The 12,318-nt window shown below is 69.3% G+C and carries 12 protein-coding genes; 7 read left to right on the forward strand and 5 right to left on the reverse strand.

The window, feature by feature from the left end; translation table 11 throughout:
* Positions 1-13: 13 nt before the first annotated feature.
* Together ABIE51_RS00865 and ABIE51_RS00870 are read right to left on the reverse strand one after the other, a co-directional pair.
* Positions 14-1,081 carry an MBL fold metallo-hydrolase gene (locus ABIE51_RS00865; RefSeq protein ID WP_502913320.1) on the reverse strand — a complete coding sequence of 356 codons (1,068 nt, stop codon included), beginning with the start codon at positions 1,079-1,081 and terminating at the stop codon, positions 14-16.
* 38 nt (positions 1,082-1,119) lie between these two features.
* Positions 1,120-1,593 carry a hypothetical protein gene (locus ABIE51_RS00870; protein ID WP_192631885.1) on the reverse strand — a complete coding sequence of 158 codons (474 nt, stop codon included), beginning with the start codon at positions 1,591-1,593 and terminating at the stop codon, positions 1,120-1,122.
* Positions 1,594-1,743: 150 nt separating this feature from the next.
* Between ABIE51_RS00870 and ABIE51_RS00875 the strand changes: the two genes are divergently transcribed.
* The 4 genes from ABIE51_RS00875 (at position 1,744) to ABIE51_RS00890 (ending at position 6,022) form a co-directional block, all read left to right on the forward strand.
* Positions 1,744-2,421: a response regulator gene (locus ABIE51_RS00875; protein ID WP_192631886.1), complete on the forward strand. Its 678-nt coding sequence runs from the start codon at positions 1,744-1,746 to the stop codon at positions 2,419-2,421.
* Positions 2,418-3,788: a sensor histidine kinase gene (locus ABIE51_RS00880; RefSeq protein ID WP_192631887.1), complete on the forward strand. Its 1,371-nt coding sequence runs from the start codon at positions 2,418-2,420 to the stop codon at positions 3,786-3,788. Before ABIE51_RS00875 ends, ABIE51_RS00880 begins: the two co-directional genes overlap by 4 nt.
* Before the next feature lie 82 nt (positions 3,789-3,870).
* A complete protein-coding gene (locus ABIE51_RS00885) occupies positions 3,871-5,268 on the forward strand; it encodes an NIPSNAP family protein (RefSeq protein WP_354503128.1) in 1,398 nt (465 codons plus the stop codon).
* A 76-nt stretch (positions 5,269-5,344) separates the two neighbouring features.
* Entirely contained in the window at positions 5,345-6,022 is a 678-nt protein-coding gene (locus ABIE51_RS00890; protein ID WP_115843136.1) for a helix-turn-helix transcriptional regulator, read from the forward strand.
* A gap of 85 nt (positions 6,023-6,107) precedes the next feature.
* Here ABIE51_RS00890 and scpC read toward each other — a convergent pair whose 3' ends face one another.
* Entirely contained in the window at positions 6,108-7,619 is a 1,512-nt protein-coding gene (gene scpC / locus ABIE51_RS00895; RefSeq protein ID WP_192631888.1) for a succinyl-CoA:acetate CoA-transferase ScpC, read from the reverse strand.
* Between the two features lie 134 nt (positions 7,620-7,753).
* Between scpC and crcB the strand changes: the two genes are divergently transcribed.
* On the forward strand, positions 7,754-8,134 hold the full coding sequence (crcB, locus tag ABIE51_RS00900; RefSeq protein ID WP_157028812.1) for a fluoride efflux transporter CrcB: 381 nt from the start codon (positions 7,754-7,756) through the stop codon (positions 8,132-8,134).
* Between the two features lie 2 nt (positions 8,135-8,136).
* Here crcB and ABIE51_RS00905 read toward each other — a convergent pair whose 3' ends face one another.
* Both ABIE51_RS00905 and ABIE51_RS00910 read right to left on the reverse strand, forming a co-directional pair.
* Entirely contained in the window at positions 8,137-8,769 is a 633-nt protein-coding gene (locus ABIE51_RS00905; RefSeq protein WP_192631889.1) for a response regulator transcription factor, read from the reverse strand.
* Positions 8,766-9,869: a histidine kinase gene (locus ABIE51_RS00910; RefSeq protein ID WP_192631890.1), complete on the reverse strand. Its 1,104-nt coding sequence runs from the start codon at positions 9,867-9,869 to the stop codon at positions 8,766-8,768. Before ABIE51_RS00910 ends, ABIE51_RS00905 begins: the two co-directional genes overlap by 4 nt.
* A 150-nt stretch (positions 9,870-10,019) precedes the next feature.
* Between ABIE51_RS00910 and ABIE51_RS00915 the strand changes: the two genes are divergently transcribed.
* Both ABIE51_RS00915 and ABIE51_RS00920 read left to right on the forward strand, forming a co-directional pair.
* Positions 10,020-10,736 carry a DUF2306 domain-containing protein gene (locus ABIE51_RS00915; RefSeq protein WP_192631891.1) on the forward strand — a complete coding sequence of 239 codons (717 nt, stop codon included), beginning with the start codon at positions 10,020-10,022 and terminating at the stop codon, positions 10,734-10,736.
* Between the two features lie 133 nt (positions 10,737-10,869).
* Positions 10,870-12,285: an FAD/NAD(P)-binding protein gene (locus tag ABIE51_RS00920; RefSeq protein WP_192631892.1), complete on the forward strand. Its 1,416-nt coding sequence runs from the start codon at positions 10,870-10,872 to the stop codon at positions 12,283-12,285.
* Positions 12,286-12,318 lie beyond the last annotated feature (33 nt).

Here is a 12,318-nt window from a genome sequence, read left to right on the forward strand (position 1 = left end):
TTGTCGCCGATGACTACGGCGAGGGCAGCCACCACGCGCGTTCCGGCGAGGGTTCGCGCAGATCCAGCGCTTCGCCGAAGCCCGGCGTTGTTAGCGCTACACCACGCTCACGCGCGATGCGCGACACGCGTGTAAACGGTTCCTGCCAGCCGTGCAGCGCGAGGTCGAACGTGCCGTTGTGCACCGGCATGAGCCAGCGGCCGCGCAGGTCCAGGTGCGCCTGCACGGTCTGCTCGGGCTGCATGTGCACGCCGCTCCACATCGCGTCGTAGGCGCCGCATTCGACCATCGTCACGTCGAACGGACCCAGGCGCTCGCCGATGGCCTTGAAGCCGTCGAAATAGCCGCTGTCGCCGCTGAAGAACACGCGCAGGCCATCGGCCTCGATCACCCACGACGCCCACAGCGTCGGGTTCTTCGAGAACATCCCGCGGCCGGAGAAATGCTGCGCGGGCGTCGCGACCAGGCGCACGCCGCCGATGTGCGCTTCCTCCCACCAGTCCAGCTGCCGCACCTTGGACGCATCGACGCCCCACTCGACCAGCAGGTCGCCCACGCCCAGCGGCGCGACGAAGTGCCTGGTCTTCGCGGCCAGCGCGAGCACCGCGGCGCGGTCGAGATGGTCGTAGTGGTCGTGCGAGAGGATCACGCCTTCGATCGGCGGCAACTGGTCCATCGGGATCGGCGGCGCGTGGAAGCGCTTCGGCCCGGCCCATTGCACAGGCGAGGCGCGCTCGGAGAACACCGGATCGGTCAGCCAGAAGCCGCCGTCGAACTTGAGCAGCATCGTCGAATGCCCCAGCCGGAACAGCGAGCCGTCCTTTGCGGCGAGCAGCTGCGCGCGGGTGAGCGGCGTGACGGGCACCGCCACGTCGGGTCGCGTGTCGTCGGGCTTGTCGAACAGGAACCGCCACAGCATGCGCGGCATCTGCGCGAAGCCCGCCTGCTTCGGCACGACGGGATTGCGGAAGCCGCCGTCGCGGAACTGCGGCGAGTTTGCGTAAGGCGAGGCGGTGGTGGAACAGGCGGCAAGCGATCCGGTGGTCATCAGCAGCAGGCTCAGCAGCAGGGGGCGCGGCAGGGCGCGGACGGGTTCAGACCCGAGGGGACGAGGGGAGTTCACGCCAGCGGCACGACATGGCGTACGCCGTCGCGCGCTGCGTCCGGAGCGTTCAGCCGAGCGGATGCTTCTTCGCAGGCGTCATGCCAGTGCAGCTGCACGCAGCCCAGGCGTCGGGCCATCGCGCGGACTTCGTCGAACAGCGCCGCTTCGGCCGCTGCGGCCCACTCGTCGCGCGCGTGCAGCGTGTCCAGCTGCAGGCAATAGCCGCGTGCGCGTAACGAAAAACCCACGGTCGCCAGCGCGTGCCCGACCGGCTCGTCACCGACGCACGCGAGCCACGCCCACGCACGCACGGGCGCCTCGAACAGCGCTTCGTGGAACTCGAGCAGATCGGTCCACGCGCCACCGCGCACATCGCGTTCGCGCGACAGGCGCAGCAGCGTGGACGCGTCTTCCGGACGGACCGGGCGCACCGTCACGGGGGATACGGTGGGCGCGGGCACGCGGAAAAGCAGGGACGTCGCTGTCATGGGATCACCGGGGGAGGGCCGACCGCGCCGCGCTACGATGCCGGGCACGGCGCATGGGAGGTACAGGCTGCGCGCGCGCCTTTAAGAAGTTTTTAAACCCCCGCCGCGACACTGCCCGCCGGCAACGCGCTGCGAAACACGGATCCCGGAATGAACCTGCTGCTGGTGGAAGACGACACGATGCTCGCCGAGGCGCTGTGCGCCGCGTTGCGCGCGAACGGCTTCCGCGTCGACACCGTCGGCGATGCCGCGCTCGCGCGCACCGCACTGGTCGAACACGATTTCGACGCGGTGCTGCTCGACCTCGGCCTTCCCGGCAGCTCCGGCCTGAGCGTGCTGTCGTACCTGCGCGGGCGCTACGACGCCACGCCGGTCATCATCCTCACCGCGCGCGACAAGCTCAGCGATCGCATCGCAGGCCTCGATGCCGGCGCCGACGACTACATCGTCAAACCGTTCCAGCCCGACGAACTGTTCGCGCGGCTTCGCGCGGTCATGCGGCGCACGCAGGGGCGCGTGTCGCCGGTGCTGAGCTTTAACGGAGTCGTGCTCGATCCGGCACGTCGCGAGGTCACGCGTGACGGCGCCGCGGTGTCGCTGAGCGCGCACGAATTCCGCACGCTGCTGCTGTTGATGGAACGCCAGGGGCGCGTGGTCACGCGCGAGCAGCTGGAGGAAGCGGTCTACGGCAGCTCCGGCACGATCGAGAGCAACACCATCGCCGTGTACGTGCACCAGTTGCGACGCAAACTCGGCGAGCAGCTGATCGTCACCGTGCACGGGCAGGGATACCGCATCAACAACGGCGCAGCCGGAGCGTCGGCATGAAGACGCGCTCGCTGCGATGGCGCCTGACGTGGGTGTCGGTGAAGTGCGTGCTGGTCGCGTGGCTGGTGTGGCTCGGATGCCAGGCGTGGCAGCTGTCGCGCGCGCACTACGGCTTCTGGGACGAGTCGCAGCGCGAAGTCGCCGCGCAGATCCTCGAGTCCATGCCCGACGGCCTGCAGAGCCTTCCGCCGCGCGAACGTCCCGCGGTGAAGGCCGGCCATCGCGACCACAAGATGAGCTGGCAGGTGTGGGCGAGCGGCCGCAACGTCGTGTATTCGGTGGCTGCGCCGGACGAGCCGCTCAAGCCCGATTTCCGCGATGGCTTCGCGCGACGCACCATCGCCGGCCAGGTCTGGCACGTCTACAGCCTGTCCGATCCGCGACGCGGCCTGATCGTGCAGGTCGGGCGTTCGAAGGAAATGATCGCCAACGAGATCGCGCGTTGGGTCGGCCTGAGCCTGCTCGCCGCCGGGCTGATCTTCGTGTTGTTCGTGCTGACGGTGTGGACGGTGATCGGTCGATCGCTGCGGCCGGTCGCCGCGCTGCGCGACAGCTTGCGCACGCGCCCGCCGCTGGACCTCACGCCGCTGCAGGCGCCGGGCCTTCCCACCGAATTCAGCCCATTGGTCGATGCATTCAACGACCAGCTCACGCGCGTGGACCAGGCGGTGCAGAACGAACGCCGCTTCATCGCCGACGCCGCGCACGAACTGCGCACGCCGCTCGCGGTGCTCAGCGCGCACGCCGACCTCGCGCGCCGCGCCGCGACGGAAGACGAACGCGATACCGCGCTGCGCCGCCTCAGTGCGGGCGTCGCGCGTGCGGCGCGGTTGTCGGAACAGCTGCTGGACCTCGCGCGCCTGGACGCGCAGACGGTCTCGCCGACGCTGGTGCCGCTCGACATCGCGCCACTGCTGGTGCTGGTCGTGCGCGACTTCGAAACGCTCGCGCGCGAACGCCGGCAGCGCATCGCGCTGCGCACCGAGGACGGCCGCATCCTCGGCGACGTCGACCTGCTCGGCATCCTCATCCGCAACCTCGTCGACAACGCGGTGCGCTACGCCGGCGAAGGCGGACGCATCGAAGTGGTCTGCCGTCGCGACGTGCGCGATGGCGTCGGCGGCATCGCGCTGTGCGTGGCCGACGACGGGCCGGGCGTCGCGCCGGAAGAACGCGAACGCATCTTCCACCGCTTCTATCGTGCCAACGGTGCGGGCAACGGTAGCAACGGCTCGCGCAACAGCGGCAGCGGCATCGGCCTGTCGCTGGTCGCGCGCATCGCACGCACGCATCACGCGCGGATCCACGTCGAGGACGGGCTCGACGGTCGCGGGCTGGCCATCACGGTGTTCTTCCCGGCCGCCTGAGCACGGCTGCTGACAGGACCCTGTCAGCAGCGCCGGACGATCCTGCCATCGTGCGATCCGCACGCCGGACTGGATCACCGCGATGGACCTGGACACCGCCCTGCAGCCGGCATGGCACCGGCAGCGTCGCCTGTTCCTGCAACTGGCCGCGATCGCACAGACCGCGTGGCTTGCGCCGATGCGCGCCGGTGCGCGCGCACTTTCACGAACGAAGGCGCCCACGATGGACCCCACGACCGGCCACGACGGCCGACACGATTTCGACTTCCTCCACGGGCAGTGGAGCATCCGCAACGAACGCCTGACGCAGCGCCTGGCCGGATCGACCGACTGGGAGATCTTCCAGGCGTCGCAGCGATGCCAGCCCATGCTCGGCGGCGTGGGCAACGTCGATGATTTCGTCAGCGACTGGACGCGCCCCGGCACGAGCGAGCGCTTCATCGGCATGACGCTGCGCCTGTTCGGCACCGAGTCGAAACAGTGGTCGATCTACTGGGCCGGCAACCACGACGGCGTGCTCGATCCGCCGGTGTTCGGCGCCTTCGCCGACGAACCAGATAACGGTCGCGTGGGCACCTTCTTCGGCACGGACGAACACGAAGGCCAGCCGGTGCGCGTGCGTTTCCGCTGGAGCCAGATCAGCGCGAACACCGCGCACTGGCAGCAGGCGTTCTCCGTCGACGATGGCGCGAGCTGGGAAACCAACTGGCACATGTGGTTCCGTCGCACGGACGATGCGGGCCGCATGCCGCACGAAGACCGCGTGATCGAACTGCGCCAGTACGCGATGCAGCCCGCGCGCCGCGACGAACTCATCGAACTGTTCGAACGCGAGTTCATCGAGCCGCAGGAGGCGGTGGGCATGCACGTGATCGGGCAGTTCCGCGACCTCGATGCGCCCGACCGGTTCGTCTGGATGCGCGGTTTCCCGAGCATGCCGGTACGCGCCGAAGCGCTCGACGGGTTTTATGGCGGCCCTACGTGGAAGCGTCATCGCGAGGCGGCAAACGCCACCATCGTCGACAGCGACGACGTGCTGTTGTTGCGTCCTGCGCGCGCGGGATCCGGCTTCGCCACGCCATCAGCGACGCGTCCCTCGTTGAACGCTCCAACGAAGGCGCAAGGCCTGCTCGAAGCGGGTATCTGTTCGCTGGATGCAGCGGCGGACGAGGGTTTCCTTGAGCGTTTCGAGCGCGACCTCATGCCGCGGCTCACGTCCGCCGGTGCGGAGCTCATCGGCGTGTACGTCACCGAAGCGAGCGCTAACAGCTATCCGCGATTGCCCGTGCGCGAAGGCGAACACGTGCTGGTGTGGTTCGCGCGCTTCGACGATGTCGATGCGCACCATCGCTATGAAGCGGCCCTGCTGGCCGACACCGCGTGGCGCGAGGCCGTCGCGCAATCGTTGCTGCATGGCCTGAAACAGCCGCCGCAACGCATGCGCCTGTCGCCGACGGCGCGTTCGGAGCTGCGTGCGTGATCGCGGTCGCGCCATACGCCGGCGTCCAGGTCGCACGGCACATTGAGTGCGGCAGGGCGGCGCGCGATCATGGCGCATGCGCCGCGCCGACCGCCTCTTCCTGCTGATCCATGCCCTGCGTGGACGCCGCTCTGCCATCACCGCGCAACGACTGGCGCAGGAGCTCGGCGTCTCGTTGCGAACGGTGTATCGCGACGTCGCCGACCTGCAGCGCTCCGGCGTTCCGATCGAAGGCGAAGCGGGCGTCGGTTACCTGCTGCGCAAGGGATCGGACATCCCGCCGCTGATGTTCACGCCCGACGAGCTCGAAGCACTGGTCGTCGGCACGCGGTTCGTGCGTGCCTTCGGCGGCAATCGGCTCGGACGCGAGGCCGCAGCGGCGCTGCTGAAGATCGAAGCGGTGCTGCCGCCGGAATTGCGCGAACGCAGCGATCGCACGCGCATCTTCGCGCCGGAAGTCGACCGGCTGGAAAACAGCGGCCTCATCGACGACCTGCACGCGGCGGTGACCAGCGCGCTGGTGCTGCGCATGAACTATCGCGACAACGATTCGCGAACGACGGCGCGGGAAATCGAACCGCTGTGCCTGGCGTTCTGGGGCGGCAGCTGGACGCTGGGCGCGTGGTGCCGCCTGCGCGGCGACTTCCGCAACTTCCGCCCCGACCGCATCGTCGATTACGCGCCGACGGGCGAAACGTTCGTGGAAACGCGCGAGCGCGGGCTGGCGGCGTACATGAAAGCGGTGCAGGGGTGAGGCGTCATCCGGGAGCCGGACTTCCGGCGCTTCGGGCCTGGATCCCGGCTTCCGCCGGGATGACGGCGGTGCGCACCACGCAGCCCTACTTCCGCATCGACCCGGTCTCCACGAAGCGCTGGTGCCACGACAGCGCCTCGCCCAGCAGGTGCGGCGTGTGCTTGCCGAAGCTTCCGCGGCAGGCGCGGTCGAAGTAATCCTGCAGCATCGGCTGGTAATCCGGATGCGCGCAGCCGTCGATCATCCGCTGCGCGCGCTGCTTCGGCGACAGGCCGCGCAGGTCGGCGATGCCGCGCTCGGTGACGATCACCATCACGTCGTGCTCGGTGTGGTCGACATGGCTGGCCATCGGGACGATCGACGAGATCGCGCCGTTCTTCGCCGTGCTCGGCGACATGAAGACCGACAGGTACGCATTGCGCGCGAAGTCCCCGCTGCCGCCGATGCCGTTCATGATCTTCGTGCCGGCGACGTGCGTGGAGTTGACGTTGCCGTACAGGTCGACCTCGATCATGCCGTTCATCGCGATGCAGCCCAGGCGGCGCACGAGTTCGGGATGGTTGGAGATCTCCTGCGTGCGCAGCACGATGCGCTCGCGGTAATAGTCGACGCGGTCGAGGAACTCGTCGATCGCCGCCGGGCTCAGCGAGAACGACGTCGCCGACGCCACGCGCACGACGCCGCGCTTGAGCAGGTCGAGCATGCCGTCCTGGATCACCTCGGTGAAGGCGGTGAGGTCGCGATAGCCGGCTTCGCCCAGGCCCATGAGCACGGCGTTCGTGATGTTGCCCACGCCCGACTGCAACGGCAGCAGCTGCGGTTGCAGGCGTCCGCGGCGGACTTCGTGGGTGAGGAAGTCGAGCAGGTGCGCGGCGATCTCGCGCGAGGTCGCATCCGGTGGCGTGAAGGGCGAATTGCGGTCCGGCGCATCGGTTTCGACCACCGCGATGACCTTCGACGGATCGCAGCGCAGCCACGGCTCGCCGATGCGGTCGTCCGGATGCAGCAGCCGGATGGGCTTGCGGTTCGGCGGCAGCGCGGTTCCGTAGTAGACATCGTGCATGCCTTCCAGCGCCGCCGGCTGCCAGCGGTTCACTTCGAGGATCACGCGGTCGGCCTGCTCCAGCCACGTCTTGTTGTTGCCCACGGACGAGGACGGCACCAGGTGGCCGTCCTCGGTGATCGCGGTCACCTCGATCACCGCCACGTCCACCGCGCCGAAGAAGCCGAACCACGTGTGCTGCGCGACGTGGCTCAGGTGCATGTCGATGTAGTGCAGGTCACCGGCGTTGATGCGCTCGCGCAGGTGCGGGTCGGACTGGTACGGAAGGCGCAACTCGATGCCCTGCGCGCGGGCGAGCACGCCGTCGAGTTCGGGCGCGGTGGACGCGCCGGTCATCACCTTCACGCGGAAGTCCTCGCCGCGCGCGTGTGCCTGTTCGATCCGCGTCGCCAGCGCCTGAGGCACCGACTTCGGGTAGCCGGCGCCGGTGAAGCCGCTCATCGCGACGGTCATGCCGGGCTGGATGAGGGCGGCGGCGTTCTCGGCGGACATGCGCTTGTCGCGCAGGCCGGCGTGGCGGATGCGGTCGTTCATGGAGGCAGTGCGGGTCGGGGGAATCCGAAGTCTAGACCTGCCTGTCCAGTCCGGCTTTCCGCGATGTAGCGGCTTGTTTGCCCGGGCTGGCCGAGCGCTTACCCTGCACGGCGAAACCCCGCCGGAGACGCCGCATGCCGCTTGCCCTGATCGCCATCGCCGCCGGCGCCGCACTCGGCGCGTGGGCACGCTGGGGCCTGAGCCTGTGGCTGAATCCGGCGCACCACGCGGTGCCTTTGGGCACGCTCGCGTCGAACCTGGTCGGCGGGTACCTCATCGGGCTGGCCGTGGCGGGTTTCGCGCAGATGCCGCAGCTGTCGCCCGAATGGCGGCTGTTCGTCATCACCGGCTTCCTCGGCGGACTGACGACGTTCTCGACCTTCTCCGCCGAGACCGTCGACCTGCTGCAGAAGCAGGCCTACGGCTGGGCGTTCGGAACCATCGCGATGCACCTGCTCGGGTCGCTGGCGATGACGGGCCTCGGGCTTTGGACCGTAAGGATGCTGACGCGCTGACGTCAGATCACCCGCAGCGTGATCGCCTTCAGCACCGCGCGCGTTCGGTCGCGCGTGCCGAGCTTCTCCAGGATCACCGAGACGTAGTTCTTCACCGTGCCTTCGGCGAGGAACATCGCGCGGGCGATTTCCTTGTTCGAATACCCGCCGGCGAGCAACCGCAGGATGGCGACCTCGCGCTCGGTGAAGTGCTCGCGCGGCGCTTCCTGCTGGTGGTACTGGTAACGCGCGCGCACCGGATCGGTACTGACCGGCTGCAGCAGCGTTTCGCCGGCCGCGACGCGCGCGATCGCCTCGCGCAGGTCTTCCGGCGCGGCGTCTTTCAGCAGGAATCCCTGCGCGCCGGCTTCGGTGGCCTGCAACAGCAGTTCGCTCTCGTCGAACGTGGTGAGCAGCAGCACCGGGGTCGTGTCGCCGCGTTCGCGCAGGCGGCGCAGCGCTTCGATGCCGTCCATGCCCGCCATGCGGATGTCGCTGAGCACGACGTCCACGGGCGATTCGGCGAGGCGTTCGAGCAGCTCGGTGCCGTCGTTCGCCTCGAAGGCGATCGCGATGCCATGTCGTTCGAGCAACGCGCGCAGTCCCGCGCGGACGATGGCCTGGTCGTCGGCCAAGGCGATGCGCAGCGACGTCATGCGGGCAGGCTCGCGTCGATGCGCAGCGAGCCGCGTTCGGAGCGTCCGAACGCGAGTTGTCCACCTGCGGCGACCACGCGTTCGCGCATGCCCGACAGGCCATTGCCTTCGCGGATCGCGCCGCGCAGCTGGCCGTCGTCCTCCACGCGGATGCGCAGGCGGTCGCCTTCGCAGTCCAACGACACTTGCACGATGTCGGCATCGGCATGGCGCGCGCTGTTGGTCAGCGCTTCCTGCACCAGTCGCAGCACGGCTTCGGCGGTGGCCGGATCGGTGACATGCACCGACTGCGCGACGTGCAGCCGCAGCGAGGGCCGCGGCATCGGCGCCGCGAGCGCGCGCAACGCGGTGCTCAGGTCGAGGCCGCGGTCGTCGCGCATCGCCTGCACGATGCCGCGGATGTCGCTGAGCAGTTCGGTCGACAGCTGCTGTGCGATGGCGATTTCCGGCCGGCCGGCGAAGGCCGGATCGGCTGCGAGCGCGCGCAGGTTGAGCGTCATCGCCGTGAGCTTGTGGCCGGCGACATCGTGCAGTTCGCGCGCGACGCGAAGCCGCTCGTTGTCGCGCGCGCTGTCGGCGAGCAGCGCGCGCGTGGCGAGCAGGTCGGCGTTGACGAGCGCGAGCCGGTCGCGGGCGCGCTCGGCGCTCACCGCGTACCACGCGCACAGCGCGGCGAAGAGCTGGAAGCCGATGTGGATCATCACGACCGTCAGCGGCGCGCGGTGGCCGTCGTCGCGCAGCACGAGCCAGAAGCCCGTGTCGGCGACCACGACCGCCAGCGCGGTGATGCGCAGCGGCGTGGCGGTGGCCATCACCGCCGTCCATACGACCAGCAGCACCGGCGCGACCGACGGGCGCGGATCCAGCCACACCAGCGTCAGCGCGATGATCGGCATCAGCGTCAGCTGCACCGGGCGAAGCCATGCGTGGCGGGGCCAGATCTCGCACGAAAGCAGGAGGAAGGCGTACGTCGCGAGCAGCGCGATGGCCCATGGCAACAGGTGTCCGGGCATCCAGCGGAACGCCATGCCGACGGCGACCAGCGTGAAGAGGCCGGCGAGGTTCAGGGGCTGAAGCAGCGAGCGCACGCGTTCGTTCATGGCCACATGCTGCGACCGGCCCGGCGGCGCGCGCAATGGATCGGGCGACGAAAGTGACTTCCGGCAGGTCGAGGCGATGACCGCGGGCACTGCGGCCGGCGCGTGCCGGCGCGCATCGTGTGTCCACACCCTCTCCCGATCAACGCCGCCATGACCGCCTACCAGATGCTCGTCGCCGTGCACGTCCTCGTGGGCGCCGTCGCCCTCGTGACCTTCTGGACCGCCGGCCTGCTGCGCAAGGGCACGCCGGCCCATCGCAACACCGGCCGCGTGTACCTGCTGGCGATGGTCGGCATCGTCATCACCGGCGCGCCGATGGCGATCACGCGCTGGATCGACGGCCATGTCGTCACGGCGGCGTTCCTCGCGTACCTGGTGGTGATCACGAGCACCGGCGTGTGGGTGTCATGGCGCGCGATCCGCGACAAGGCGGCGCCGCAGCGCTTCGTCGGCCCGGTGTACGTTGCGTTCGGCGCGTTGTCGTTGCTATCGGGTGCGGGCGTGCTCGCGCTGGGAATCCAGGCCGGCGCGCCGTTGCTGATGGGATTCTCCGCCGTCGGGCTGTTCACCGGATTCGACATGCTGCGCCGCCGCGTTCGTCGCGACACGTTCGCGAAGACGCCGCGCTGGTGGATGACGCAGCACTACACCGCGATGATCGGCAACGGCATCGCCACGCACATCGCCTTCCTCGGCATCGGGCTGCCGCGCCTGCTGCCGTCGGTGAACGGTACGGCGCTGCATTACCTGTCGTGGTTCGGTCCGCTGGCGGTGGCGATCGTCGCCAAGGTGATCCTGGACCGCCGCTGGAAGCCGCGCCCGGCGTCGAAAGCAGTAGCGACCCCGCCGCGCACGCAGAACGCGTGAAGGCCAGATTCCGTTCGGTTATGTCGGGCTGACGAACCGTTGCGTGAAATCGCACCGCGCGTAACCCACCGTTTACTTCCGCCGTCCCGCGATCGCCTACCAATAGGCGCACGACGACCCGGAGGGAAGCGACATGCGGATCAGCATCATCGGCGCCGGCTTCAGCGGCTGCGCACTGGCCACCGAACTGGCACGCGCGGCGTCGTCGGACGTGGACATCCAGCTGGTCGGCGTGCCCGAAAGCTTCGGGCGCGGCGTGGCCTATGGCGAAGCGCGACCCGAGCACCTGCTCAACGTGCGCGCACGCGACCTCGGTGCGACCGCCGACCATCCGGGCGAATTCGCCGACTGGCTCAACCTCACCGAGCGCGCGCGCACGACGTTCCTGCCGCGCCTGGTGTACGGCGAATACCTGCATTCGCGCTTGAACGCGGCCTCGCAGTTGTCGCTGGGCGGCTTCAACCGCATCGCGCAGGAAGCCATCGCGATCGACCGTGAAGGCCCGGCGTTCCGCGTGCATCTGGCCGACGGATCCGATTTCGTCAGCGACCGCGTGGTGCTCACCGTCGGCGCGCTGCCGCCGCAGCCGCTGGCGGGCATCGGGCCGCGCCTGGCGGTGCATCCAAGCTACATCGCGTGGCCGTGGCAGAACGGGCTGGACGGCATCGGCGCCATCGACCATATCGCGCCGAACCAGCGCGTGCTGATCATCGGCACGGGGCTGACGATGGCGGATGTTGTCGCGACGCTGCATCGTCGCGGGCATCGCGGCCCGATCACCGCGCTGTCGCGCCACGGGCTGCTGCCGCAATCGCATACCGACGAACCGGCGGCGCCGATCGCGCTCCCGCCCACGGTGCTGCACGCAATCAACACGCACGATCTTCGCGAACTGGTGCGTGCGCTGCGCGCGCTGACGCCGATCGTGCCGGACTGGCGCAGCCTGATCGATGCGCTGCGTCCGTACCTGCAGGGTTTCTGGCGCGGGCTACCGTCGCAACAGCGCGCGCAGTTCCTGCGTCACCTGCGCTCGCATTGGGAAGTGCTGCGTCATCGGCTCGCGCCGACGCTCTCGCGCGAGATCGAGGAGCTGCGCGTGCGCGGTCGCCTTCGCATTCGCGCCGGCCGGCTGCTGCGCGCGCGGCGAACGGGCGAGGCGGTGGAAGTGCTCATCCGCGAGCGCGGCTTCTCGCATGCGAGTCGCGAGGAGTTCGATGTCGTCGTGCGCGCGACCGGCTTCGATACGGACGTCGATCGCACGAGCCATCCGTTGATTGCACAGCTGCGCGATTCGGGCCTCATCACCGCCGATCCGCTGGGGCTCGGCATCGAGGCATCGACGAAATACGAAGCGCTCGACGGCAGCGGCGCGCCGGTGCGCGGGCTCTATGCGCTGGGCCCGCTGCTGCGCGCGCAATTGTGGGAAATCACCGCGGTGCCGGAACTGCGTGTCGCCGCGCGGGCGCTGGCGAAGCAGTTGCTCAGCTCGCAGGAACGGCAGGCAAGCGTCGGGATCCGGCGCGGGATGGAGGCGCTGGCGCGGCCGTGACGTTCGTTGTCACCACCAACGAACGTCATCCCG

This window comes from Lysobacter sp. OAE881 (assembly GCF_040546665.1).
GTDB classification, from domain to species: Bacteria; Pseudomonadota; Gammaproteobacteria; order Xanthomonadales; family Xanthomonadaceae; genus Lysobacter_J; species Lysobacter_J soli.